Source organism: Actinomycetota bacterium, assembly GCA_019347675.1.
In the GTDB taxonomy this organism is placed as follows: domain Bacteria; phylum Actinomycetota; class Nitriliruptoria; order Nitriliruptorales; family JAHWKO01; genus JAHWKW01.
Genome location: JAHWKW010000015.1, coordinates 84,384 through 107,018 on the forward strand (window position 1 = coordinate 84,384; position 22,635 = coordinate 107,018).

Annotated in this window: 32 protein-coding genes; 3 read left to right on the plus strand and 29 right to left on the minus strand. The window is 69.6% G+C overall.

The genetic code is table 11. The annotated features are described in order from the left end of the window. Positions 1 to 58 precede the first annotated feature (58 nt). Together KY462_11580 and KY462_11585 are read left to right on the plus strand one after the other, a co-directional pair. Positions 59 to 346: a hypothetical protein gene (locus KY462_11580; GenBank protein ID MBW3578356.1), complete on the plus strand. Its 288-nt coding sequence runs from the start codon at positions 59 to 61 to the stop codon at positions 344 to 346. A 91-nt stretch (positions 347 to 437) separates the two neighbouring features. Continuing rightward, on the plus strand, positions 438 to 1,868 hold the full coding sequence (locus KY462_11585) for a wax ester/triacylglycerol synthase family O-acyltransferase (protein MBW3578357.1): 1,431 nt from the start codon (positions 438 to 440) through the stop codon (positions 1,866 to 1,868). 44 nt (positions 1,869 to 1,912) lie between these two features. Here the strand turns inward: KY462_11585 and serC are convergent, their stop codons facing one another. After that, positions 1,913 to 3,019 carry a phosphoserine transaminase gene (gene serC, locus KY462_11590; protein ID MBW3578358.1) on the minus strand — a complete coding sequence of 369 codons (1,107 nt, stop codon included), beginning with the start codon at positions 3,017 to 3,019 and terminating at the stop codon, positions 1,913 to 1,915. Between the two features lie 149 nt (positions 3,020 to 3,168). On the opposite strand from serC, the gene KY462_11595 reads away from it, so the two are divergent. Continuing rightward, entirely contained in the window at positions 3,169 to 4,368 is a 1,200-nt protein-coding gene (locus KY462_11595; GenBank protein ID MBW3578359.1) for a pyridoxal phosphate-dependent aminotransferase, read from the plus strand. A gap of 3 nt (positions 4,369 to 4,371) precedes the next feature. On the opposite strand, the gene nhaA is transcribed toward KY462_11595, so the two are convergent. From nhaA to rplN, 28 genes are all read right to left on the minus strand, one after another. Next, complete coding sequence (gene nhaA / locus KY462_11600; protein MBW3578360.1) at positions 4,372 to 5,712, minus strand: Na+/H+ antiporter NhaA; 1,341 nt, start codon at positions 5,710 to 5,712, stop codon at positions 4,372 to 4,374. 106 nt (positions 5,713 to 5,818) lie between these two features. Then, positions 5,819 to 6,307, minus strand: a complete 489-nt coding sequence (locus KY462_11605; protein MBW3578361.1) for a hypothetical protein — start codon at positions 6,305 to 6,307, stop codon at positions 5,819 to 5,821. Positions 6,308 to 6,334: 27 nt separating this feature from the next. Further along, positions 6,335 to 7,270 (minus strand): hypothetical protein, encoded by a 936-nt coding sequence (locus KY462_11610; GenBank protein MBW3578362.1) that lies wholly within the window; start codon positions 7,268 to 7,270, stop codon positions 6,335 to 6,337. A gap of 105 nt (positions 7,271 to 7,375) precedes the next feature. Then, on the minus strand, positions 7,376 to 8,395 hold the full coding sequence (locus KY462_11615) for an LLM class flavin-dependent oxidoreductase (protein MBW3578363.1): 1,020 nt from the start codon (positions 8,393 to 8,395) through the stop codon (positions 7,376 to 7,378). Then, entirely contained in the window at positions 8,392 to 9,735 is a 1,344-nt protein-coding gene (gene glmM, locus KY462_11620; protein ID MBW3578364.1) for a phosphoglucosamine mutase, read from the minus strand. Before glmM ends, KY462_11615 begins: the two co-directional genes overlap by 4 nt. A gap of 7 nt (positions 9,736 to 9,742) precedes the next feature. Then, complete coding sequence (rpsI, locus tag KY462_11625) at positions 9,743 to 10,129, minus strand: 30S ribosomal protein S9 (protein MBW3578365.1); 387 nt, start codon at positions 10,127 to 10,129, stop codon at positions 9,743 to 9,745. Positions 10,130 to 10,161: 32 nt separating this feature from the next. After that, positions 10,162 to 10,599 carry a 50S ribosomal protein L13 gene (rplM, locus tag KY462_11630; GenBank protein ID MBW3578366.1) on the minus strand — a complete coding sequence of 146 codons (438 nt, stop codon included), beginning with the start codon at positions 10,597 to 10,599 and terminating at the stop codon, positions 10,162 to 10,164. 199 nt (positions 10,600 to 10,798) lie between these two features. Further along, entirely contained in the window at positions 10,799 to 11,599 is an 801-nt protein-coding gene (gene truA, locus KY462_11635; protein MBW3578367.1) for a tRNA pseudouridine(38-40) synthase TruA, read from the minus strand. A 66-nt stretch (positions 11,600 to 11,665) separates the two neighbouring features. Next, on the minus strand, positions 11,666 to 12,403 hold the full coding sequence (gene rplQ / locus KY462_11640; protein ID MBW3578368.1) for a 50S ribosomal protein L17: 738 nt from the start codon (positions 12,401 to 12,403) through the stop codon (positions 11,666 to 11,668). 58 nt (positions 12,404 to 12,461) lie between these two features. Beyond that, on the minus strand, positions 12,462 to 13,484 hold the full coding sequence (locus tag KY462_11645) for a DNA-directed RNA polymerase subunit alpha (protein ID MBW3578369.1): 1,023 nt from the start codon (positions 13,482 to 13,484) through the stop codon (positions 12,462 to 12,464). 124 nt (positions 13,485 to 13,608) lie between these two features. Then, the gene (gene rpsD / locus KY462_11650) at positions 13,609 to 14,235 is read right to left on the minus strand and encodes a 30S ribosomal protein S4 (GenBank protein MBW3578370.1); all 627 of its coding nucleotides are present in this window, start codon (positions 14,233 to 14,235) and stop codon (positions 13,609 to 13,611) included. A 32-nt stretch (positions 14,236 to 14,267) separates the two neighbouring features. Continuing rightward, the gene (gene rpsK, locus KY462_11655) at positions 14,268 to 14,660 is read right to left on the minus strand and encodes a 30S ribosomal protein S11 (GenBank protein ID MBW3578371.1); all 393 of its coding nucleotides are present in this window, start codon (positions 14,658 to 14,660) and stop codon (positions 14,268 to 14,270) included. Between the two features lie 13 nt (positions 14,661 to 14,673). After that, complete coding sequence (gene rpsM / locus KY462_11660) at positions 14,674 to 15,057, minus strand: 30S ribosomal protein S13 (GenBank protein ID MBW3578372.1); 384 nt, start codon at positions 15,055 to 15,057, stop codon at positions 14,674 to 14,676. Positions 15,058 to 15,073: 16 nt separating this feature from the next. Beyond that, the gene (gene rpmJ / locus KY462_11665) at positions 15,074 to 15,187 is read right to left on the minus strand and encodes a 50S ribosomal protein L36 (protein MBW3578373.1); all 114 of its coding nucleotides are present in this window, start codon (positions 15,185 to 15,187) and stop codon (positions 15,074 to 15,076) included. Positions 15,188 to 15,225: 38 nt separating this feature from the next. Continuing rightward, positions 15,226 to 15,447: a translation initiation factor IF-1 gene (infA, locus tag KY462_11670; protein ID MBW3578374.1), complete on the minus strand. Its 222-nt coding sequence runs from the start codon at positions 15,445 to 15,447 to the stop codon at positions 15,226 to 15,228. Positions 15,448 to 15,562: 115 nt separating this feature from the next. Next, entirely contained in the window at positions 15,563 to 16,366 is an 804-nt protein-coding gene (gene map, locus KY462_11675) for a type I methionyl aminopeptidase (GenBank protein ID MBW3578375.1), read from the minus strand. Further along, positions 16,363 to 17,031, minus strand: a complete 669-nt coding sequence (locus tag KY462_11680; protein MBW3578376.1) for an adenylate kinase — start codon at positions 17,029 to 17,031, stop codon at positions 16,363 to 16,365. The genes map and KY462_11680 overlap by 4 nt, the downstream gene beginning before the upstream one ends. 26 nt (positions 17,032 to 17,057) lie before the next feature. Continuing rightward, positions 17,058 to 18,338, minus strand: coding sequence for a preprotein translocase subunit SecY (gene secY / locus KY462_11685; protein MBW3578377.1), 1,281 nt, complete (start codon positions 18,336 to 18,338; stop codon positions 17,058 to 17,060). Positions 18,339 to 18,395: 57 nt separating this feature from the next. Then, entirely contained in the window at positions 18,396 to 18,848 is a 453-nt protein-coding gene (rplO, locus tag KY462_11690) for a 50S ribosomal protein L15 (protein MBW3578378.1), read from the minus strand. Beyond that, positions 18,845 to 19,072, minus strand: coding sequence for a 50S ribosomal protein L30 (gene rpmD / locus KY462_11695; protein MBW3578379.1), 228 nt, complete (start codon positions 19,070 to 19,072; stop codon positions 18,845 to 18,847). Before rpmD ends, rplO begins: the two co-directional genes overlap by 4 nt. A 1-nt stretch (position 19,073) precedes the next feature. Continuing rightward, a complete protein-coding gene (gene rpsE, locus KY462_11700) occupies positions 19,074 to 19,631 on the minus strand; it encodes a 30S ribosomal protein S5 (protein MBW3578380.1) in 558 nt (185 codons plus the stop codon). A 50-nt stretch (positions 19,632 to 19,681) separates the two neighbouring features. Further along, positions 19,682 to 20,044, minus strand: a complete 363-nt coding sequence (gene rplR / locus KY462_11705; GenBank protein MBW3578381.1) for a 50S ribosomal protein L18 — start codon at positions 20,042 to 20,044, stop codon at positions 19,682 to 19,684. A 13-nt stretch (positions 20,045 to 20,057) separates the two neighbouring features. Continuing rightward, positions 20,058 to 20,600 carry a 50S ribosomal protein L6 gene (rplF, locus tag KY462_11710; protein MBW3578382.1) on the minus strand — a complete coding sequence of 181 codons (543 nt, stop codon included), beginning with the start codon at positions 20,598 to 20,600 and terminating at the stop codon, positions 20,058 to 20,060. A 12-nt stretch (positions 20,601 to 20,612) separates the two neighbouring features. Then, positions 20,613 to 21,011 (minus strand): 30S ribosomal protein S8, encoded by a 399-nt coding sequence (gene rpsH / locus KY462_11715; protein ID MBW3578383.1) that lies wholly within the window; start codon positions 21,009 to 21,011, stop codon positions 20,613 to 20,615. 56 nt (positions 21,012 to 21,067) lie between these two features. Next, the gene (locus KY462_11720; protein MBW3578384.1) at positions 21,068 to 21,253 is read right to left on the minus strand and encodes a type Z 30S ribosomal protein S14; all 186 of its coding nucleotides are present in this window, start codon (positions 21,251 to 21,253) and stop codon (positions 21,068 to 21,070) included. A 56-nt stretch (positions 21,254 to 21,309) separates the two neighbouring features. Next, positions 21,310 to 21,882, minus strand: coding sequence for a 50S ribosomal protein L5 (rplE, locus tag KY462_11725; GenBank protein MBW3578385.1), 573 nt, complete (start codon positions 21,880 to 21,882; stop codon positions 21,310 to 21,312). 14 nt (positions 21,883 to 21,896) lie between these two features. After that, positions 21,897 to 22,226: a 50S ribosomal protein L24 gene (gene rplX / locus KY462_11730; GenBank protein ID MBW3578386.1), complete on the minus strand. Its 330-nt coding sequence runs from the start codon at positions 22,224 to 22,226 to the stop codon at positions 21,897 to 21,899. Further along, positions 22,226 to 22,594: a 50S ribosomal protein L14 gene (rplN, locus tag KY462_11735; protein ID MBW3578387.1), complete on the minus strand. Its 369-nt coding sequence runs from the start codon at positions 22,592 to 22,594 to the stop codon at positions 22,226 to 22,228. The genes rplX and rplN overlap by 1 nt, the downstream gene beginning before the upstream one ends. Positions 22,595 to 22,635 lie beyond the last annotated feature (41 nt).

Here is a 22,635-nt window from a genome sequence, read left to right on the forward strand (position 1 = left end):
TTCGGACGCCCCGCCGACGTTGGCCTTGGAGTCGACTCCAACCCGTACTGTGGCTCGCGTGAACATTTCGCGCGAGCACAGCAGATCCCACCACGACGCTGTTGAAGACGCCATCGAGGCCAAGATCGACGCGGGCGAGTTGGTCGCGGCCGACGTGCACGAGGCGACGGTCGAGGATCTCTCCTCGCGTCTGACCCATGCACAGGATGTGATCGACCGGATCAGGGCGGCGAACTACGAGCTGATGCGCCACCTCGAGGCGGCTCGGGTGCGTATCCGTGAGCTCGACGATGACAATCAGTCGCTGCGTGCCCAACTGCGACGTCGCGATCACGGGCGCAACTGACGGCGAACGACAGCCAACCTCGCTCCTGGCGGTTGTAGTCTCGTGATGATCCCCTGACCGCGGTGAGCCGTGGACGGTGAAGGGAGCCGCGATGGAGCGCCTGTCCGGACTCGACGCTGCGTTCCTGTACGGGGAAACGTCCAGCGCCCACATGCACGTGGGGTCCGCGATGCTGTTCGATCCGTCGACGGCAGATGTGGACTACTCCCTGCAGCGGGTGCGCGACACGGTCGAGGCCCACCTGCACGAGATCCCCACGTTCCGGCAGCGGTTGGTGTTCGTCCCGTTCAACCTGCATCACCCGGTGTGGGTGAACGACCCCGACTTCGACCTCGAGTACCACATCCGGTCCACGACGCTGCCCAGCCCCGGCGGCCTCGACCAGCTGGCCGACTTCGCGGCCGACGTGATCAGCCGGCCCTTGGATCGCGACCGGCCGCTGTGGGAGATGTGGTACGTCGATGGGCTCGAGGACGGCCACATCGCCGTGGTCACCAAGATCCACCACGCCGCGATCGACGGCGTCTCTGGCCGCGAGATCGCGACCACGCTGCTGGACACCGACCCGGATCCCGAGGTCAGCGCCCCGCAGGGGACGTTCGATCCCGAGCCGATCCCGTCGGACCTGCGCCTGCTGGCGCGTGCTGCCGCTGACCGGGCCAGTCTGCCCGTCGAGCTGGCCGAGACCGCCTACCGCACCGTCCGAGGCGCGTTGAAGCTGGGCGCTCTGGAGTTCGAAGCCCGACGAGACGACAGCGATCAGCCCAACGGCGACCGGCCGCCGGCACCGTTCACCGCCCCGCGGACGCGTTTCAACGCGTCGATCACACCCCACCGCCGGGTCGCGTTCGTCTCGCTCGCACTTGACGACGTCAAGCAGGTCAAGCGCGCGTTCGACGTCTCGTTCAACGACGTGGTGCTGGCGGTCTGCGCCGGAGCTCTCCGCAGCTACCTCGCCGAGCACGGCGAGCTCCCCGCCGACGACCTGGTCACGTGGGTCCCGATCGCGGTCCGCCCCGGCGGCGGCGACGACCAGCGCAACGCGGTCTCGGCGATGATCACCTCGCTGGCCACCGCCACAGCGGACCCGGCCGAGCGTCTGCGTCGGGTGTCGCGGAGCGCCCAGCACGCCAAGCGGCAACACCTGGCAATCGGCGCCACCACGCTGACCGACTGGGCGGAGTTCGCCGCGCCGGCGATGTTCGCGCGGGCCGCCCGGCTGTACTCGGCCACCGGGATGGCCGAACGGCACCGGCCTCTGTACAACGTCGTCGTCTCCAACGTCCCTGGGCCCCGACGGTCGCTGTACTTCGCCGGCGCCGAGCTGCTCAGCTACCACCCGCTGGGCCCGATCATCGACGGGGGCGCGCTCAACATCAGCGTGGTCAGCTATCGCGACGGGCTGTTCTTCGGGCTGGTCACCTGCCGCGAGAGCGTCCCGGACGTGTCCCGGCTGGGCGAGCACCTCGCCGACAGCCTCGCCGAGCTGCTGCAGGCGGCCCCCACCGAAGGATCGTCGTGACCCACGACACCCAGCGACGATGAACGTGCATCGTGCTCGGCCCGTCACGCGAGCCGCTCGACGACCCAGTCCACGCAGGCGGTGTACGCCACGACGTCCTCCAGCGTGACGGACGGGAACATCGCGACCCGCAGCTGGTTGCGACCGAGCTTGCGGTAGGCGCCGGTGTCGACGATGCCGTTGCGGCGCAGGACCCCGTTGACATCGTCAGCCGCGACTCCGGCGAGGTCGATCGTCCCCACGACGGCAGAGCGCGCGGCGGCGTCGGCGACGAACGGTGTGGCGTAGTCGACCTTCTCCGCCCAGCCGTACAGGTGCTCCGCCTTCGTGGCGCACTGCTGGGTCGCCCAGTTCAGGCCTCCGCGCGCCAGCAACCACTCGACCTGCTCAACGGCGAGGAAGACCGTGGCGATGGCCGGCGTGTTGTACGTCTGATGCTTGCGCGAGTTGTCGACCGCCGTTCGCAGGTCGAGGAACGCGGGGACGTACCGTTGGGCGCCAAGCTCCTCGATGCGTGCCAGTCCCGCGGGCGAAGCCAGCGCGACCCACAGTCCCCCCTCCGACCCGAAGCCCTTCTGCAGGCTGAAGGAGTACACGTCGGCCTCGGAGATGTCGACCGGGAGCCCCGCCGCGCCGGAGGTCGCATCCACCACCACGAGCGCCTCGCCGTCGGGACGGATCACGTCCATCGCGACCCCGGTGGAGGTCTCGTTGTGGGTGAGGACCTGGACGTCGACGCCGTCGTGGCCGATCAGGTCCGGCCGGGTGCCCGGGTCCGCCGCGACCCGCACGGGATCGTCGAGCCAAGGCGCAGCCTCGATCGCAGCGGCGAACTTGCTCGAGAACTCACCGAAGACGTAGTGCAGGCTGCGGTGGCGCACCAGACCGAACGCAGCGGCGTCGAACAGCGCGGTCGCCCCGCCGACCCCGAGCACGACCTCGTACCCGTCCGGGAGATCGAAGAGGCTGGCCAGGCCCTCCTGCAACCGCGTCACGAGGCCACGGACGGGGGCCTGCCGGTGCGACGTGCCCAGTAGTGCGACCCCGCGTTCGGCCAGAGCAGCGACCGCCTCGGGTCGGACCTTGCTCGGCCCGCTCCCGAAGCGACCGTCGCGTGGGAGCAGCTCGGGGGGGATCGTGAGGTCGATCATGGCGACTCCGCTGCGGGCTTGAAGGACGCGACGCGAGAGCGCCACGGCGAGGTCGGGGAGGGCAGGACGTTGAAGTGAACCACCTGACGTCCGCCGGGGGCCAGCTGGCCGGTGGTTATCCTGCGGCGACCTGCTTTCAAGGGATCGCGATGCCCGATACCGCCCTGGCCGCACGTGTCCGTCGCATCGAGGACTCTGTCACGCTCGCGGTGACGGCCAAGGCTCGGGCGCTGAAGGCCGCCGGCGAACCGGTGATCGGCTTCGGTGCCGGAGAGCCGGATCTGCCCAGCCCCGACCACGTCGTCGAGGCGGCGCAGCGCGCCTGCGCCGACCCGGCGATGCACCACTACAGCGCTGCGCCGGGACTGGCCAGCCTGCGCGAGGCCATCGCCGAGAAGACGGCGCGGGACTCGGGGCTGGAGGTGTCCCCGGCCGCGGTGGTCGTGACCAACGGGGCGAAGCAGGCCCTGTACGAGACGTTCCAGGTCCTGCTCGACCCTGGGGACGAGGTCCTGCTGGTGGCCCCGTACTGGGTCACCTACCCCGAGCAGATCGCACTCGCCGGAGGCCGGACCGTCGTGGTCCCCACCGACGCCGGTTCCGGGTACCGGGCCTCGGTCGGCCAGCTCGACACGGCCGTCACCGACCGCACCAAGGCGTTGATGTTCGTCTCGCCATCCAACCCCACCGGCGCGGTCTACCCCCCCGAGGAGGTCGCCGCGATCGGTCGGTGGGCGGCAGGGCGCGGCCTGTGGGTGGTCACCGACGAGATCTACGAGCATCTGGTCTACGGCGACGCCCGCGTCGTGTCCATGCCGGTGGTGGCCCCGGAGGTGGCCGACCACTGCGTGGTGGTCAACGGCGTCTCCAAGACGTACGCGATGACGGGGTGGCGGGTCGGTTGGATCATCGCGCCGGTCGAGGTGGCCGACGCGGCCGCCACCGTCCAGAGCCACCTGTCCAGCAACGTCGCGAACGTCGCCCAGGCTGCCGCCGTCGCCGCGCTCACCGGACCCCAGGACCGGGTCGCCGAGATGCGCGCCGCCTTCGACCGGCGGCGGACCGTGACCGTCGATCGGCTCCGGGCGATCGACGGGGTGGTCTGTCCCGAGCCCCACGGTGCCTTCTACGTCTTCCCCGACTGTTCGCGGTTGCTGGGGATGGCGGTCGGCGGCCGTCGTGTTGACTCCACCGTCGAGCTCGCCGAGGCCCTCCTGGACGTCGCCAAGGTGGCGGTCGTCCCCGGCGAGGGGTTCGGCGCCCCGGGGTGCCTGAGGATCAGCTACGCGCTCGGCGACGAGGAACTGATCGAAGGGCTGGAGCGGTTGACGCAGGCGCTGGTCGGGTAGACGTCAGCTTCCCGGCTGGGTCCCCGCCCGAGGCTCGCGCGGCACGAAGCGCAGCCAGGCGAAGCCCACGGCACCGGCCACGAGCGACGCCGCGAAGATCCCCAGCTTGGCGCTGGCGACGAGGTCGGGATCGTCGAACGCCAACGCCGTCACGAACAACGCCACGGTGAACCCGATGCCGGCCAGCAGCCCCAGGCCGGCCATCTGCCCCCATCCGGTGCCGTGTGGCAGGCGTGCCACACCCAGTCGCACGGCGAGCCACGCCGCGCCGGTGACGCCGATCACCTTCCCGACCAGCAGACCCAGGAACACCCCGACGACCACGGAGTCGCCGACCGCCCCCGCAAGCTCCTCCTGCGAGATCCGCACCCCGGCGTTGGCGAACGCGAAGATCGGCACCACGAGGAAGCTGCTCCACGGCGCGAGCTTGTGCTCCAGACGGTGCAGTGGTGAGACCGACTCGTGAGCGAGGCGCTCGACGTCGCGGGACAACGCCTGCGTGCGTTCCGTGGTCCGAGCGTCCTCGGGTGCACCGGGGTGGCCGGTGTACGCGTCGACGCGGTCAACGAGCCGGCGAGCAGCCGACGTGAACTCCTCGGGTCGGTAGAAGGACGCGGTCGGCGTGAGCAGCCCCAGCGCGACACCGGCGATGGTGGCGTGCACGCCCGACTCCAGCATCCCGAGCCACACCACCGTCCCGGCGAGGAGGTACAGCAGCTCAGCGCGGACGTGGAGGCGCTGCATGACCACGACCAGCAGGAGCCCGGCGACCGCGACGGCCAGCCAGCCCACCGACACGTCGGCCGTGTAGAACACGGCGATGACCAGGATCGCACCGAGGTCGTCGACGATGGCCAGCGCGAGCAGGAACAGCTTGGCGCTGATGGGGACCCGGGTGCCGACCAGCGACACCACGCCGATCGCGAACGCGATGTCCGTCGCCATCGGGATCCCCCAGCCCCGGCTGGCGGGGGTGCCGGCGTTGAAGGCGAGGTAGATCAGCGCCGGGGCCACCATCCCGCCCAACGCCGCCACCGCGGGGAGAGCGGCGGCGCGGGGGTCGCGGAGCTCGCCGACCACGAGCTCGCGTTTGATCTCTAGACCGACCACGAAGAAGAAGATCACCATCAACGCGTCGTTGACCCACTCCTGGACGGTGTGGTCCAGGACGTCGATCCCCCCCAGCTCGAGGGTGAGGTGCGTCGAGATCAGGGCCTCGTACGACGCGCTCCACGGGGAGTTGGCCCAGATCAACGCCGCGACGGCGGCGACGAGCATGACGATCCCGCCGGACGCCTCCGTGCGCATGAACGCCAGGACGGGCTGGACGACCGCCGTGGGCATCGTCCGAGACGACTCCGACCAGCTCGGCCGGATGGCGCTGGGCAGGATCGCCCGCTCGTGGTCGGGCGGGGTGTCAGGCGACATGCGCTGCGGGTCGGTCAAGGCGTCAGACGAGGTAGCGGATCTCGCCCTCGGAGGCGCGCAGCACCGCGTGGACCGCCTCGTGGAGCTTGCGGTGCAACGAGCGGAACCGGAGCGCCTCCTCGTCGACGTCGTCGGCCTGGCTGGGAGCGTCGCTGTCGTCGACCGCGAGGTCTGCCAGGGCCGCGTCCCAGTCCGTGGCCTCTGCTTGGACCTTCAGTCGCATGGTCGGAGCCTGGAGGAGAGCCCGGTCGAGGTCCTGCACGATCGTGATCACGACGTCGGTGCTGGTCACCACGCCCGGCGTGGACAGCAGGTGCAGTGCCTGCAGCTTGCGCATCGCCATCGCGGCGATCAGCGTCGGGTCGCCCAGCTCCTCGACGGCCGAATCGATCTCACGCAGGTCGATCAGCGCACGCGGGGGGACGTCGAACCATGCGCGTAGCGTGGTGAACAGCTCTTGCGTGACGTCGTGAAGCGCCAGCAGCTCGTCGGGTTTGGGGATGGTCTCCACGGCCCGACGCTACCCGACGCCGGTCCCTCAGGCGGGCGTCCCCGGCTCGAGCAGCCGGACCTCGTTGCCGTTGTCCACGTCCGGGCAGTCGGGGATCGGCAGGTCAGCCTGGTCGCCCTCCGGCAACGACAGGGACGGGTGCGGGCCTTCGGGTCGGACCTCGACGTAGTCGTCCCAGTCCACGCACGCGTAGCGCACGATCCGTTCGGGCTCCTCGCCGGTGAACCGCGGTTCGAAGCGGGTCACCGGGACCAGCCGCTCGGTCGCCGGGAGCGACAACGCGTCGCGGACGTCGTCGGCCTCCGTCTGTGCCGCCTGCTGCACCGCGATGTAGCGGCTCTGGAACAGGGTGCGAGCCTCGCCCGCCGCCTCGGCGTCGCGCAGGACCGCGTACCCCTCCTGGAATCCTGCGAGCGCCTCGAGCAGCAGCACCATCCCGACCTGGGCCTGCCCACGTGGTTCATCGGCTCCTGCGGCCAGCTCGGGGGTCTCCGCCGCGGCCGGGGGAGGCAGCGGGGCGACCACCAGGCCGGCCTGCTCGTAGGCGGACAGGAACGTGTAGCCCTCGCGCATGGTGCGGTAGGCGGACGCGACCGCCTCGACGGCATCGGCCACAGGGGTCCGCGCCTCGGATGCCTGCGCGACCAGCGTCTGTAGCTCGGGATCGATCTCCTCGAGCTGGATGGCCGCACCGACGAAGTCGCCGGTGATGTCACCCCACGTGGCGTCGGGTGACACGGTGGCGTCCGGCAGCAGCGGGACGTCAGCGACCTGGTCCTCGATGGCGACCAGGGCGTCGACCAGCTGAGCGTCGCTGGGAGCAGGCTGTTGCGCCTGCTGCACCGCGACCGCCGCGAGCCCGGCGACGACCACCAACGCCACGGCCGCCGCCAGCGGCCGTTCCAGCCGTCGGCGGCGCTGCCGGATGCGGACCGGTTCCGCCTGCATCAGCCCGGTGATCATCTGGTTCCTCCCCGGCCCTCCGTGCCCCCACGCCTAACAATAGACGAACATAGCAACTCCACCGCGCTCACGCGACGCCTTCGCGGGACGGCCGGCGGTCGCCACTCAGATGGGGCCGAACGTGTCGATGATCGCGGAGAGGTTCTCGGCGATCCGCCCCGCGGGCACCCGGTACCAGGCACCGCCGAGGATCACGTGATCGACCCGGTGCGCGTAGGCCTCCAGACGGTCGCGAACCTCATCGGGGGTCCCGGCCACCGCGTACCGCTCGACCACATCGTCGGGGACCGCAGCGATCAGCGCGTCGAGATCATGGGCGGTCGTGGCCCACACCCGGCGCAGCTCCCCGGTGAGGTGGCCGTCCCCGCCGGAAGCCACCACCCGGCGGTAGTTGGGAGTGGTGCCGTAGAAGGCGATCTGGCCCTTGGCCTCACGAACCGCCGTGTCGCGGTCATCGCTGATGCAGACGATCAGCGACGTGCACACCGTGAAGCTGTCTCGGGGACGGCCGGCTGCGGCGAGCGCCTCGTCGATCCTCGGCCGCTGCAGGTCCACGAACGCCAGCGACGTGAAGGGGTGGCCGAGCCACCCGTCGGCGTGCGTGGCCGCTGTCGCCGTCATCAGGGGTCCCACCGCGGCGACGTAGACCCGGGGCATGGCGCGATCCACAGCGGGCGACGCCCCGCCGAGCGGGCCACGCAGCACGCGGTAGATGTCCCCATCGAACGTCACGTCCTCGCCGCGGCGCTGGCGCCACACCGTCCGCATCGCTTGGACGTACTCGGCCATCCTGGCGGCCGGCTGGTCGAACGCCGCGGAGAACCGCTCCTCGATGATGCGGCGGACCTGGCTGCCCAGACCGAGGACGAACCGGTCACCCGACAGCTCGTTCAGGTCCCACGCCGCCATCGCGGTGATCGTCGGCGACCGGGGGAACGCCAGCGTGACGTTGGTTCCGATCTGGATCCGTTCGGTGTGCTGGGCCAGCACCGTGGCGGCCACGATCGAATCGCTCGTGGTCTCCGATATCCACACCGCATCGAAGCCGCGCCGCTCGGCATCCCGGGCGAGCTGCACCAGGACGGGGTAGGGGCCGCCGATCGCCAGCCCGCGGGTGGCCGTCACTCCTCGCCGAGCCTCGAGCGCACGACGGCAGCGATCCGGTCGGCGACGGCTCGCGCGTCGTCCTCGGTCTCGGCTTCGACCATCACCCGGACCACTGGTTCGGTCCCCGACGGACGCACCAGGACCCGCCCGTCGTCGCCGAGACGTTCCTCCTCGGACCGGACGGTCTCCCACACGGCGTCGGCGTCGGCCAGCCCGCTCCTGTCGGCCACGGCCACGTTCACCAGCACCTGCGGCAGGCGCTCCATGACGGTGGCCAGCTCGGCGAGCGACCGTCCTGACTGTCGCATCGCGCTGAGCAGCTTGACCGCGGTCAGGACGCCGTCACCAGTGGTGGCCTCGTCCAGCTGGATGATGTGCCCGCTCTGTTCGCCGCCGAGCACGACATCGTGCCGGCGCATCGCCTCGAGCACGTACCGGTCGCCGACGCGGGTCTCGATCACGTCGATCCCGAGGCGCTGCATCGAGCGCTTGAACCCGAGATTGGTCATCACCGTGGTGACGACCCGGTCGCCGCCCAGCCGCCCCGCCTTCTGCCGCGCTTGCGCGAGGATCGCGAGGATGATGTCGCCGTCGACCAGGTCGCCGTGGGCGGTTGTGGCGATCAACCGGTCAGCGTCGCCGTCGTGGGCGAGCCCGACGTCGGCGCGGTGTTCGCCGACCGCCGCGGTGATCACCTCCGGATGTGTCGAGCCGACCCCCGCGTTGATGTTCGCCCCGTCGGGGGTGCAGTGGACGGCGGCGACGTCCACCCCCAGACGGCTGTAGACGAGCGGGGCGATCGTGCTTGCCGCGCCGTTGGAGGCGTCGACGACGAGCCGAAGCCCGGTGAGGTCCTCCTCGGCGGCCTGAACGAGGTGCTCGACGTAGGCGGTGGTGCGCCTGCGGTCGTCGACGATGCGCCCGACCGCCGTCCCCGTTGGACGCGGCAGGTCGTCGCGACCCATCAGCTGCTCGAGCCGGTCCTCGTCGTCGTCGGCGAGCTTGTAGCCGTCCCCGGCGAAGACCTTGATCCCGTTGTCGCCGACGGGGTTGTGCGACGCGCTGATCATCGCACCAGCGGCGACGTCGGACCTCTGAGTCAGGTACGCCAGCCCCGGGGTCGGCACGACCCCGACCGTGATCGCATCGCCGCCCGCCGCTGCGATGCCCGCCACGAGCGCCGCCTCGAGCAGTTCTCCTGACCAGCGCGGATCGCGCCCGACGAGGACCGCGGGGCGGCGCACGCCGTCCTCGCGGAGCTTGGTCACCACCGCCCGCCCGACCGACAGGGCCAGCTCGGGCGTCAGCTCGCTGTTGGCGACGCCGCGGATCCCGTCGGTCCCGAAGAGCTTGCCCACGCGGGACCTACCGCTTGGAGAACTGCGGGGCCTTGCGCGCCTTCTTCAGCCCGTACTTCTTGCGCTCGACGCGACGAGCATCGCGGGTGAGCAACCCCGCTTCCTTGAGGGGCTTCCGCCAGTCGTCGTCGTGCTCGGCGAGCGCCCGCGCGATGCCCAGCCGCAGCGCCCCGGCCTGACCGGTGATACCGCCGCCGTTGATGTGGGCGACGACGTCCCAGCGGCCCTGCTGTTCGACGACAGCGAGGGGCTCGACGGCGTGATGGCGGTGCTTCTCCGTGCGGAAGTAGTCCTCCAGCGTGCGACCGTTGAGCGCGAACTCGCCGCTGCCCCGCCGGAGGCGGACACGGGCGACCGCGGACTTGCGGCGCCCAACGTAGATCTCGTCAGCCATGGGTACTCCTGGGGTACTCCTGGGCGAGCGCGTCAGGTGAGGTGGTCAGGCAGCGGCCTGGGCTGCTGCGCGGCGTGGGGATGGTCCGGACCGGCGTAGACCTTGAGCTTGCGGGCCATCTGCCGGCCGAGCTTGTTCTTCGGGAGCATGCCGGTGATGGCCTTGTAGACCGCCTGTTCGGGTGTCTCTGCCAGCAGCCGGGCGAACGGGACCGACTTCAGGCCGCCCGGGAACCCCGAATGGCGGTGCCACAGCTTCTTGGACGCCTTGTCACCGGTCAGCTCGATCTCGGCGGCGTTCACCACGATGACGTAGTCGCCGCAGTCGAGGTGCGGCGCGAAGGTCGGCTTGTGCTTGCCACGTAGCACGTGTGCGATCCGGGACGCCAGCCGCCCCATCACCTGTCCCCGGGCGTCCACCACGTACCAGTCACGCTCGATCTGGTCAGCGCTCGGCGTGTACGTGGGCATCGCGGGCTCGCTGCTCGGACGGTGTCGGCCAAGCGGACCGGCGACGTTCAAGAGGTTCGAACAGACCGGCCAGCCTGGCCACGGAAAGCGGCCCGCTACGGGCCGCACGCCGAGACTACCGCCGTCCCCCGCCGGCAGCAACCGTGCGCCGGCGCCCGGTCGCCGCGGCTGACGTCGCCGTGTCGTTTGGCGGCGGTGGTTACACCGCGTCCAGCACGTCGTTGGGTGGCGCCGCCGGCCACCGCCGACCGTAGGACACCGCCTCCAGCGTCAGACCGTGCGCAGGTGCGACCCGCGGCGCGGCTGACCGATCGCGAGCCGCCAAGACGTCGAGGGCCCAGTCGGGGTCGCGGCGACCCCGACCGACCTCGACCAGCATCCCGACGATCGAGCGGACCTGCTGCTGACAGAACGCCGGTCCGCGGACCGCGACGTCCACCAGCCCATCCGCGCGGGCGATCTCGATGTGGTCCACTCGCCGGACGGTGCTGCGGCCCTCTGCGGCGCGGCACAGCGATGCGAAGTCGTGCTCGCCCACCAGGTGCCTGGACGCGGCGTGCATCCGGTCCACCGACAGCGCCTCACCGACGTGCAAGACGTTGAACCGGCGCAGCGGATGCAGCGCCGGTGCGTCGGCGAGCCGGTAGCGGTAGCGGCGCTCGGTCGCCGAGAACCGCGCATCGAACGCCGGGTCCACGGACCCCACCCGCCAGATCGTGATGGCCTCGCCGACCATCCGGTCGAGCCGGCCACGCAAGCCAGGAAGGTCGGCCAACGCCCGTGCCGCCGCGGCCACACCCTCGTCGACGTCGACGTGGACGACCTGTCCGCTGGCATGCACCCCACGGTCGGTGCGCCCCGCGCCGATCGTGTCGACGTCCTGCCCGAGCACGCGCGACAGACGATCCTCGAGGGTGCCCTGCACCGTGCGGAGCTCCGGCTGCCGGGCGAAGCCGTGGAACGGCCCCCCGTCGTAGGCCAGGTCGACCCTGATCCTCATGGTGGGAGAGTCACGCGCGCTGGCGTGACCCACGGGCGCAGCCAGCGCCGCGACCGCGGACCGACGTCAGGTAGACCCTCCGGTGGCGCCACCGGCGTCGGGGCGGGTGTCGCGGTCCTCGTCGGGGATCGTCAGGTCCTCGCCCTTGGCGGTCGGCGGGCCGACCTCCTGCTCGGGGATCTGATCGCCGCGCTGCTGTGCGGCACGGTCGCTGGCGGCGGGCTTGGTGTCGACGTCGGGCGGGGCCTCCGCCTCCTCGACCACCTCGGGTGACACCGTCTCGTCGAGGCCGTCCTCGACCTCGCGCTCGCGCCCCGCGGGTTGCTCCTCGAAGTCCAAGTCCCGCTCTGCGGCCGCGTCAGCGCGGTCGGGGGGACGACGGCGGCGGAACAGGCCGCGGCGACGGCGGGCCTTACCCTCCTCGATGACCTCCTCGGGAGCCGCATGGGCCTGCTCGACGAGCTCCACGATCGCCATGGGGGCGTGGTCGCCGCGACGTGGCCCGAGCTTCAGCATTCGGGTGTACCCGCCGGGTCGGTCGGCGAACCGCGGCGCGATCTCCTCGAACAGGTACGCGACCACGTCCTGGTCGCGGATCTGTGCCAGTACCTGCCGGCGGGCGTGAAGATCGCCGCGCTTCGCCTTGGTGATCAGCCGCTCCGCGTACGGGCGCAGGGTCCGGGCCTTCGCCTCGGTGGTCGTGATGCGGCCGTGCAGGAACAGGTCCTGGGCCTGGTTGGCCAGCAGCAGTCTCTGATGCGCCGGCCCGGCACCCAACCGCGGCCCGCGCTTGGGCTTGGGCATGTCGTTCCCTTCTTCGGTCGAGGCAGATCGGCGACCAGCGGACCGGGCCGGGCTGTTGCTACTCGGCCAGGGACAGGCCCATCTCGGTCAGCTTCTCCTTGACCTCGTCCACCGACTTCTGCCCGAAGTTGCGGATCTCGAGCAGATCGTTCTCGGTCTTGGAGACCAGCTCTCCCACTGTGCTGACGCCCTCGCGCTTGAGGCAGTTGTACGACCGCACCGACAGGTCGAGATCCTCGATCGGCGTCATCAGGTCCGGGGACAGCGCCTCGAACGCCTCCTCGGGGCTGACCACGATGCCACCCGGGCCGCCGACCTCGAATGCTGCGAACTGCTCGAACAGGACCTTGAGGGTCTCACCGGCAGACGACAGCGCCTCCCCGGGTGACACGGCACCGTCGGTCGCCACGTCGATCACCAGCCTGTCGTAGTTGGTCATCTGCTCGACACGGGTGGACTCGACCTTGTACGCGACCCGACGCACCGGACTGAAGATCGAGTCGATCGGGATCACGCCGATCGGCTCCGTGCCGCGCTTGTTCTCGTCGGCGGTGCGGTAGCCACGGCCACGCTGGACCGTGAGGTACATCTCCAGGTGGCCGTTCTGGTTGAGCGTGGCGATGTGGAGACCTTCGTTGACCACCTCGACCTGCGTCGGCGCGAAGATGTTCTCGGCGGTGAGCACGCCCGGCCCGTCGCCCCCGAGGAAGATCTCGACCGGCTCGTCGGACGTGGAGCGCACGACGAGTTCCTTGATGTTGAGGATGATGTCGGTGACGTCCTCCTTGACACCTTCGATCGAGTCGAACTCGTGCAGGACCTGACCGCCCACGGCGGACTCGGCCGAGGTGAACCGGATGCTGGTCACCGCAGCGCCCGGGACCGATGACAGCAACGTGCGGCGCAGCGAGTTGCCCAGGGTGTACCCGAAGCCGGGCTCGAGCGGCTCGATCGCGAACCGCGACCGGGTGCCCTCCTCGACGACCTCTTCCTCCAGCCGCGGCCGGTAGGCGATGAACGGCGAACCGGCTGTGGTCCGGCCCAGCGAGATCTCGTCGTTGTAGAAGTCGAAATCGGACATCTGGCACTTCTCCTCGTCTCTCGCGCACGCGCCCCGCGTGCTCGGGCGGCCCCGTCCAGGCCATCGGAGCCACCGCTGCTGGTGAACGGTCGCGCCGCCCGGCGGTGCCGGCGGCGCCCAACGCCTACTTCGAGTACAGCTCGACGATCAGTTGCTCCTGCACGGGCACGTCGATCATGCGCCGCTCGGGCAGGCCGACGACCTCGATGCGTCGCGCGTCGGGGTCGGTCCGAAGCCAGTCGGGGACGGGGTGGCGTCCGAAGATCTCCAACGCACCGATCACCGGAGTGATGTCCTTGGAACGGTCACGGAACTCGACGACGTCGCCTGGCCTGACCCGGTAGGACGGGATGTTGACGGTGCGCCCGTTGAGAGCCACGTGGCGGTGGCGCACCACCTGGCGCGCTTCGTCGCGCGAGCGCGCGAGACCGCCGCGGAACACCACGTTGTCGAGGCGGAGTTCCAGGAGCCGCAGCAGGTTCTCCCCCGTGAGGCCCTCCATCCGGGTGGCGTCCTCGTAGTAGTTGCGGAACTGCCGTTCGAGCACGCCGTAGATGCGACGCGCCTTCTGCTTCTCGCGCAGCTGCAGCAGGTACTCGCTCTCCTTGATGCGGCCACGGCCGTGCTCGCCCGGCGGATACGGGCGGAGCTCGACCGGGCACTTCGGCGAGTCACACTTGGTGCCCTTGAGGTACAGCTTCTGCCGCTCACGGCGGCACAGCTTGCAGTCGGGGCCGGTGTATCGAGCCATGTGTCAGTCGTTCCTCGTCGTCCGCCGGGCGGTCACACGCGCCGCCGCTTCGGCGGACGGCAGCCGTTGTGCGGCACGGGCGTGATGTCTTTGATCGACAGCACCTCGAGTCCCTGTGCCGCCAACGTCCGGATGGCGGTCTCGCGTCCGGCGCCCGGGCCCCTCACCAGGACGTCGACCTTCCGCACGCCGTGGTCGTAGGCGGCCTTGGTGGCCTGCTCGGCGGCGAGCTGCGACGCGAACGGGGTGCTCTTGCGGCTGCCTTTGAAGCCTGCGTTCCCGCCGGAGCTCCACGCGATCACGTTGCCCTGGGGATCGGTGAAGGTGATGATCGTGTTGTTGAAGCTCGACGTGATGTGGACCTGGGCGTGGGCGACGTTCTTCCGCTCGCGCTTCTTCGCGCGTCCCTTCTTGGGTGCTGCCATGATCAGTGCTCCCTCAAGTCTTGCGCTGATGCTTGCGGATGCCGCCGACAGCGCGGCGCGGACCCTTGCGGGTGCGGGCGTTGGTGTGGGTGCGCTGACCTCGAACCGGCAGACCGAGACGGTGGCGGATGCCCTGGTAGCTGCCGATCTCGATCTTGCGCTTGATGTTGTTGGCGACCTCACGCCGCAGGTCGCCCTCCACCCGAAGGTTGTTGTCGATGTACAGTCGGATGCGCTGCACCTCGTCGTCGGTCAGGTCACGGACGCGCGTGTCACCGTTGCACCCGACCGCGACGCAGATCTCCTCGGCGGTGCTCCCGCCGACGCCGTAGATGTAGGTGAGCGCCACCGTCACCCGCTTGTCGCGGGGAAGGTCGACACCGGCGATACGGGCCACGCTGTCCTCCTTCGTCTCAGCCTTGGCGTTGCTTGTGGCGCGGGTTGGTGCAGATCACCATCACGCGTCCCTTGCGGCGGATGATCTTGCAGTTGTCGCAGATCCGCTTCACGGATGGGTGAACCTTCACGGACGTGTCCTTCTCACGGCCGGCGCGCCGGCTGGCCGCTACTTGTAGCGGTAGGTGATGCGACCACGCGTGAGGTCGTAGGGGCTGAGCTCGACGACCACCCGGTCGCCGGGGAGGATCCGGATGTAGTGCATCCGCATCTTCCCCGAGATGTGGGCCAACACCTTGTGCCCGTTGTCGAGCTCGACGCGGAACATGGTATTGGGCAGCGGTTCGAGGACGGTGCCCTCAACCTGGATGGCCTCTTCCTTCTCCGCCAAAGCCGGGTTCCTCACGTCGTGCGGGTCCTGCCGCCCGACGCGGCCGCAAACACGTCGGTACGCGGTCGGGTCGGAACGAGAGTATGGCCCGGTCAGGCCGGGCCTCGGACCGAGGCTACCAGTCGGGTAGAGGCTCGTCCAACGGCCGCGCCGGCTCGTCGTCGCGCGCGGTGAGCACCCATGGTCCGTCCTCGGTGATCGCCACGGTGTGCTCCCAGTGCACGGACGGGCGGCCGTCGGCGGTGACCACCGTCCAGCCGTCTTCCAGAGTCCGGGTCCGCGCGGCGACCAGGTTGAACATCGGTTCGATCGCGAGGACCCACCCGCGCGACAGCCGCAGGCCCCGCCCGGCGCTGCCGTAGTTGGGGACGGCCGGGTCCTCGTGCAGCGACCGGCCGATGCCGTGCCCGACGTATTCACGAACTACGCCGTAGCCGTGTTCGGCGGCGTGCGACTCGATGGCCGCGCCGATGTCTCCCAGCCGCCGCCCGTGGACGGCCTGCTGCAACCCCGCCCACAGCCCCCGACGGGTGGTCGTCAGCAGATCGCGGAGTTCCGGTTTGAGGCTCTCCTGACCGCCGACCGGGATGGTGATCGCCGAATCGCCGTGGAAGCCGTCCACGATCGCACCACAGTCGATCGACAGCAGGTCTCCTTCGGCCAGCACCACCTGCTTGGACGGGATGCCGTGCACGATCTCGTGGTTGACCGACGTGCACAGCGATGCCGGGAAGCCGCGGTACCCCTTGAAGGAGGGCACCGCGCCGTGTCCGCGGATGACCTCCTCGGCGATCCGGTCGAGGTCGAGTGTGGTCATACCCGGCTCGACGGTGGCGATCAGCCGTTCCAGCGTGCGGGCAACGACCTGGCCGGCCTTGGCCATCTTGGCGATGTCGTCGGCGGACTTCCGGATGATCATTGATGGGCTTCCGGCGGGGCGACGTACTCGGCGAGGATCCCGAGCGCACGTTTGAGGACGTCCTGGACCGACCCGACCGCGTCGACGTCGCGGAGCAGTCCGCGCTGCCAGTAGAAGAACTCCAAAGGCTCGGTCTGACGGTGGTAGACGTCGAGCCGGTTGCGCACGACGTCCTCCGTATCGTCCTTGCGGTGGACCACCTCTCCGCCGCATGGACAAGCGTCGTCCTCCGGCGGCGGATCGAAGTCGACGTGGTAGTTGCGACCACAGTTGTCACACACCCGTCGGCCGGTGATGCGCTGCACCACCTGATCCTCGTCGATCGAGAACCGCAGCACGCAATCCAACGGCTGTCGCAGATCGGCTAGGAGCCCCTCGAGCGCCTGCGCCTGAGGGACGGTCCGCGGGAAACCGTCCAGCACGAACCCGTTCGCGGCGTCGTCCTCGTCGAGCCGGTCGCGGACCATGGCGACCACCACGTCGTCGGGGACGAGGTCACCGGAGCTCATGTACTCCTCGGCCTTCTGCCCCAGCTCCGTGCCGTTGCGCACGTGAGCACGGAAGATGTCACCGGTCGCGATGTGGGGGATGTCGTAGACGTCGGCGACACGCCTGGCCTGAGTGCCCTTCCCCGCCCCGGGCGGGCCGAGGAGGATGACGCGCAACGCCTCGTCTTCCGCCACCTCCTGAGTCATGCCAGGAAGCCCTCGTAGTTGCGCTGCAGCAGCTGGCTTTCGATCTGCTTCATGGTCTCGAGCGCGACCCCGACCACGATCAGCAGCGAGATCCCTCCCAGCGGGAACGATGTCACGTTGGCCAGCGCCAACGCCACGAAGGGGATCACCGCGACGGTGGTGAGGTACAGCGAACCGGGGAGCGTGATCCGGCTCAGCACCCGGTCCAGGTACTCGGCGGTGGCGCGACCCGGCCGGATGCCGGGGATGAAGCCGCCGTAGCGCTTGATGTTGTCGGCGACCTCAACCGGGTTGAACGCGATCGCCGTGTAGAAGTAGGTGAAGAACATGTTCAGCGCGGCGAACACCGCGATGTACACGAAGCTGCTCGGGTTGGCGAGGTAGCGGTCGTTGAACTCGACCATGGGCTGCCACGCCGTGATCGAGGCGGCCAGCGTCGGGAGGTACATCATCGACGACGCGAAGATGATCGGGATGACGCCTGCCTGGTTCACCTTCAGCGGGATGTAGGTGCTCTGGCCACCGTAGACCCGCCGACCGACCTGCCGCCGCGCGTACTGAACCGGGATGCGTCGCTGGCCCTGCTCCATGAACACGATCGCGATCGTGAGGAAGATGCCCAGGACCATCACCATGGTGAACACGAACCCGCCGCGGGTCGCCAGGACGTTACCGCCCTGCGCGGGCATCGCCGCGATGATCGAGATGTAGATCAACAGCGACATGCCGTTGCCGACCCCACGCTGGGTGATCAGCTCGCCGAGCCACATGATGAACGACGTGCCGGCGGTCAGCGTCAGGACGATCAGCGCGATCGTCCAGGCGTCGGCGTCCGGCAGGACGTTCTGACCGAACAGGGAGTTGGGACCCGACTGGCGGGCCAGGACGGTCAGCCCGCTCGACTGCAGCAGTGCCAGCGCCACCGTGACGTACCGGGTCCACTGCGTGATCTTGCGGCGTCCCTGCTCGCCCTCGCGCTGCCACTGCTCGAGCCGTGGGATCACCACGGCCAGCAGCTGCATGATGATGCTCGCGGTGATGTAGGGCATGATCCCCAGCGCGAACACCGCCATCTGGCCGAGTGCCCCACCGGAGAACATGTTGATCAGGGCGGTCAGGCCCGACTGGTCACCGGCGGCGGCGCGGACCAGGTCGAAATCCACACCCGGCACCGGAATCCAGGACCCCAGCCGGAAGACCCCGATGATCGCCACGGTGAACAGGATCTTGCGCCGCAGGTCCGGCGCCTTGAAGGCGTTGATGAAGGCCCTGAGCATCCGATCCGACCCGTTCGACGACCGACCGCTTCCAAGCGGCCGGGAGGAGTGGCGAGCCTACCGGCTCTCGCCGGACTCCACGGATCCCCCCGCGGCCGTGAGCTTGTCGCGAGCTGACCTCGAGACGCGATCGACACGCACGGTCAGCTGTTTGGACACTTCGCCGTGGCCAAGCACCTTGACCGGATGCTTGTTCTTGCCCACCAGTCCGCGCTCGCGGAGCGTGTCGGGGGTGACCTCGTCACCGTCCGCGAACGCAGCATCGAGCTTGGCGACGTTGACGATCGCGTACTCCACGCGGCTGCGCGGGGTGCCGAAACCGGGCAGCTTCGGCTGGCGACGCTTCAACGGCATCTGACCGCCCTCGAAGCCGACGGGGACGGTCCCGCGGGCGCCGGTGCCTTTCGTGCCCCGGCCTGCGGTCTTGCCGCCCTTGCCGCGGTCACCGCGGCCGACGCGCCGCTTGGACCGGGTCGCACCCTCGGCGGGCTTGAGGTGGTGGACCTTCATGAGCTGTCCTTGTCGTTGGCGCGGGCATCGGCCTCCACCACCTCGAACTCGACGAGGTGAGCGACCTTGCGGATCATCCCGCGGATCTCGGGACGGTCGGGGTGCACCACGGTGTGGCGGATGCGGCGCAGCCCGAGGGTACGCACGGTGTCGCGCTGATCCCTGGGCCGGCCGATCAGCGAACGGATCTGCGTGATGCGCAGCGCAGCGTTGGGCTCGGCCACGTCACGCCCCCTCGCGGAGCGTCTCGATCATCGCTTTGGGGGCGACCTCTTCCAGCGACTTGTCACGCAGCCGCGCGACCTCTTCGGGGCGCCTTTGACCTTGTAGGGCGGCGACCGTGGCGTGGATCACGTTGATCGGGTTCTGCGTGCCGAGCGACTTCGCCAGGACGTCGGAGATCCCCGCGGCCTCGACCACCGCACGGACCGGACCGCCCGCGATCACGCCGGTCCCGGGTGCCGCTGGCTTGAGCAGCACCTTCCCGGCTCCCGCGTGGCCGACCATGGGATGCACGATGGTCCGTCCGACCATCGGGACCTCGAAGAAGTTCTTCTTCGCCTCCTCCACGCCCTTCTGGATCGCCGACTGCACCTCCCGTGCTTTGCCGTGGCCAACCCCGACGGTCCCCTTGCCGTCGCCCACGACGACGAGCGCGGTGAACTGGAACCGCCGGCCTCCCTTCACCACCTTGGCCACGCGGTTGATGTCCACGACGCGTTCGTCGTACTGCTCACGGGCGTCGTCGCGGCCGCGGCCGCGACCCCTGCTGGGACGTGCCATGTCGTATCCGCTCCTCAGTCCGGCTGGCGCGCAGCCGGGCTCGTCGTCAACTAGAAGTCCAGTCCCGCCTCGCGGGCGCCATCGGCCAGCGCCTTGACCCGGCCGGCGTAGCGGAAGCCGCCACGGTCGAGCACGACCCGCGTGATCCCAGCCTGCCTGGCGCGCTCGCCGACGACCTCGCCGACACGCCGGGCCACATCGCTCTTGCTGCCAGCGTCGGCGTCGCCCGCCTGTGGTTCCAGCGACGAAGCGGCCACCAGGGTGTGGCCGCGGTCGTCGTCGATGACCTGCGCGTAGATCGCGCTGTTGCTGCGGTACACCGACAGGCGCGGCCTGTCGGCCGTGCCTCGGATCTGCTTGGCGATCCGGGCGGCCCGGCGACGCCGCCCCGCGCGCTTGACGTTGGTGTCCATCGTGGCTCCTGCTTCAGCGACCGGCGGCCTTCCCCGCCTTGCGACGGACCTGCTCGCCTTCGTACCGGATCCCCTTGCCCTTGTACGGCTCGGGTTCGCGGACGGCTCGGATGTTCGCAGCGGTCTGGCCGACCAGGACCTTGTCGATGCCGCTCACCACGACGCGGTTGGGGGCCGGGACCTGCAGCTCGATGCCGTCCGGAGCCTCCACGGTAACCGGATGGCTGAACCCCACCTGAAGCTGGACCCCGGTGCCGCTGGTTGCGGCCCGGTAGCCCACTCCCACCAGCTCCAGCGTCTTCGAGTAGCCCTCGGTCACGCCCCGGACCATGTTCGCGATCAAGGAACGGACCAGCCCGTGACGCTCTCGGCTCGCACGCTCCTCGCTGGTGCGGGCCACCATCACGGCCCCGTCGTCGCCGCGGGAGATCGTCACCCCGGACGGCATCTCGCGCACGAGCTCGCCCTTGGGACCGCGGACCGTCACGGTGAGATCGGCGATGTCGACCGTCACGCCGTCGGGGACGGGCACCGGGTACTTGCCGACACGGGACATGCTGGGACTCCTCTACCAGACGTAGGCGACGATCTCGCCGCCGCGTCCTTGCCGCCGGGCGTCACGGTCGCTCATGAGCCCTGCACTGGTGGACAGGATCACGATGCCGAGCCCGCCCAGGACCCGGGGGATCTCGTAGCGCTTGACGTACACGCGCAAGCCGGGCTTGCTGATCCGCCGCAACCCGGTCAACACCCGCTCGCGGTTGGCTCCGTACTTCATCCGCACGTGGAGGGTGGCCTGGGGCCTGGTCGGCTCGACCTCGTAGCCGGAGATGTAGCCCTCTTGTGCGAGGATCTCGGCGATCGACGCCCTCATCTTGGACGACGGCATGCTGGCCTCGTCATGGTACGCCATGGAGGCGTTCCGCAGACGCGTGAGCATGTCCGCGACCGGATCGGTCATCGTCACGGTTGCATCTCCTGAAAGTGGTCGGGAGCGCCAGCGAACCCGCCGGTCAAAGATGGCTACCAGCTGGCCTTGCGGATCCCCGGCAGCTCGCCGCGGTGTGCCATCTCACGGAAGCACACCCGGCACAGCATAAAGTGACGGAACACCGCCCGTGAGCGTCCGCATTGGGCACACCGGGTGTTCTTCTGCGTCGAGAACTTCGGTTCGCGCTTCGCCTTCGCGATCAGCGACTTCTTCGCCATGGTCGTTCCTCGTGGGTTGCTCTTCACCTGTTGGGGCCCAGCGGTTCGTACGTGGCTCAAGTGGCGGGCCGGGCGAACGGCACGCCGAGCTCCTCGAGCAGCGCTTGTCCGGCCTCGTCGGTATCCGCGGTCGTGACGAACGTGATGTCCATCCCGCGTACCGCGTCGATGTCGTCGTAGTCGATCTCCGGGAAGATCAGTTGCTCGGTCACGCCGAACGTGTAGTTACCACGGCCGTCGAACGAACGCGGGTTCAGCCCCCGGAAGTCCCGGACCCGCGGCAGCGCGATCGTCAGCAGTCTCTCGGCGAACTCCCACATCCGGTCTCCGCGCAGCGTCACCTTCACGCCGATCGCCATGCCGGCACGCAGCTTGAAGGCGGCGATGGACTTGCGCGCCCGGTTGACCTTCGGCCGCTGGCCGGTGATCGCCGACAGATCGTTGATCGCGCCCTCCAGCGCCTTGGCGTCGTTGATGGCTTCCCCGAGCCCCACGTTGACGACGATCTTCTCCAGCCTGGGCACGGCCATCACATTGGTGACGTCCAGCCGCTCCATCAGGGCGGGGATGATCTCGTCGTGGTACCGCCGCTTGAACCGCGGGACGTACCGGTCGGTGATGGTGCTCATGATCGGTCCTCGTCTTAGAAGGTTCCGCCGCAACGCCGACAGACGCGCGCCTTGCTGCGTCGCTCGCCGTCTTCGGCCAGGGCGAACCCCACGCGGGTCGCCTCCCCGCACGACGGGCACACCGGCTGGACGTTGGAGATGTGGACCGGTGCCTCCGTCTCGATGATGCCGCCTTCCTGCGCTCCGCGTGCGGTCTGCCGCAGGCGCTCGTGCTTCCTGACGAAGTTGACGCCTTCGACCAGGACCCGGCCGCGATCGTGCAGGATGCGGATCACCCGCCCCTCCTTGCCGCGGTCCTTCCCGGCGATCACCCGGACGCGGTCGTCCTTGCGCACACGCTGCATCACAGCACCTCCGGGGCGAGCGACACGATCCGCATGAACCGCTGATCCCGCAACTCCCGGCCGACCGGCCCGAAGATGCGCGTGCCGCGGGGGGTTCCGTCAGGACGGATCACGACGCAGGCGTTCTCGTCGAACCTGATGTAGGACCCGTCAGGACGACGCTTCTCCTTCTGGGTGCGCACCACGACGCACCGGACGACGTCGCCCTTGCGGACGTTGGAAGCCGGGATCGCGTCCTTGACCGTGGCGATGAACGTGTCACCGATCGACGCGTAGCGCCGGCCCGACCCTCCGAGGACGCGGATGCACAGCACCTCCCGGGCCCCGCTGTTGTCGGCCACGCGCAGGCGTGACTCTTGCTGGATCATCTCAGGGTCATTTCTGTCATCGGGTCTGCCATCGGGTCCGT

Bases quoted from the DNA above. Each gene is read 5' to 3' on its own strand.
- KY462_11585 (MBW3578357.1), top strand. From the start codon at position 438: ATGGAGCGCCTGTCCGGACTCGACGCTGCGTTCCTGTACGGGGAAACG.
- serC (MBW3578358.1), bottom strand. From the start codon at position 3,019: ATGATCGACCTCACGATCCCCCCCGAGCTGCTCCCACGCGACGGTCGC.
- KY462_11595 (MBW3578359.1), top strand. From the start codon at position 3,169: ATGCCCGATACCGCCCTGGCCGCACGTGTCCGTCGCATCGAGGACTCT.
- nhaA (MBW3578360.1), bottom strand. From the start codon at position 5,712: ATGCCCACGGCGGTCGTCCAGCCCGTCCTGGCGTTCATGCGCACGGAG.
- KY462_11610 (MBW3578362.1), bottom strand. From the start codon at position 7,270: ATGATCACCGGGCTGATGCAGGCGGAACCGGTCCGCATCCGGCAGCGC.
- rpsI (MBW3578365.1), bottom strand. From the start codon at position 10,129: ATGGCTGACGAGATCTACGTTGGGCGCCGCAAGTCCGCGGTCGCCCGT.
- rplM (MBW3578366.1), bottom strand. From the start codon at position 10,599: ATGCCCACGTACACGCCGAGCGCTGACCAGATCGAGCGTGACTGGTAC.
- truA (MBW3578367.1), bottom strand. From the start codon at position 11,599: ATGAGGATCAGGGTCGACCTGGCCTACGACGGGGGGCCGTTCCACGGC.
- rplQ (MBW3578368.1), bottom strand. From the start codon at position 12,403: ATGCCCAAGCCCAAGCGCGGGCCGCGGTTGGGTGCCGGGCCGGCGCAT.
- KY462_11645 (MBW3578369.1), bottom strand. From the start codon at position 13,484: ATGTCCGATTTCGACTTCTACAACGACGAGATCTCGCTGGGCCGGACC.
- rpsD (MBW3578370.1), bottom strand. From the start codon at position 14,235: ATGGCTCGATACACCGGCCCCGACTGCAAGCTGTGCCGCCGTGAGCGG.
- rpsK (MBW3578371.1), bottom strand. From the start codon at position 14,660: ATGGCAGCACCCAAGAAGGGACGCGCGAAGAAGCGCGAGCGGAAGAAC.
- map (MBW3578375.1), bottom strand. From the start codon at position 16,366: ATGATCATCCGGAAGTCCGCCGACGACATCGCCAAGATGGCCAAGGCC.
- secY (MBW3578377.1), bottom strand. From the start codon at position 18,338: ATGCTCAGGGCCTTCATCAACGCCTTCAAGGCGCCGGACCTGCGGCGC.
- rplO (MBW3578378.1), bottom strand. From the start codon at position 18,848: ATGAAGGTCCACCACCTCAAGCCCGCCGAGGGTGCGACCCGGTCCAAG.
- rpsE (MBW3578380.1), bottom strand. From the start codon at position 19,631: ATGGCACGTCCCAGCAGGGGTCGCGGCCGCGGCCGCGACGACGCCCGT.
- rplR (MBW3578381.1), bottom strand. From the start codon at position 20,044: ATGGACACCAACGTCAAGCGCGCGGGGCGGCGTCGCCGGGCCGCCCGG.
- rplF (MBW3578382.1), bottom strand. From the start codon at position 20,600: ATGTCCCGTGTCGGCAAGTACCCGGTGCCCGTCCCCGACGGCGTGACG.
- KY462_11720 (MBW3578384.1), bottom strand. From the start codon at position 21,253: ATGGCGAAGAAGTCGCTGATCGCGAAGGCGAAGCGCGAACCGAAGTTC.
- rplE (MBW3578385.1), bottom strand. From the start codon at position 21,882: ATGAGCACCATCACCGACCGGTACGTCCCGCGGTTCAAGCGGCGGTAC.
- rplX (MBW3578386.1), bottom strand. From the start codon at position 22,226: ATGCAGCGTGTGCGCAAGGACGACCGCGTCCGGGTGATCGCCGGGAAG.
- rplN (MBW3578387.1), bottom strand. From the start codon at position 22,594: ATGATCCAGCAAGAGTCACGCCTGCGCGTGGCCGACAACAGCGGGGCC.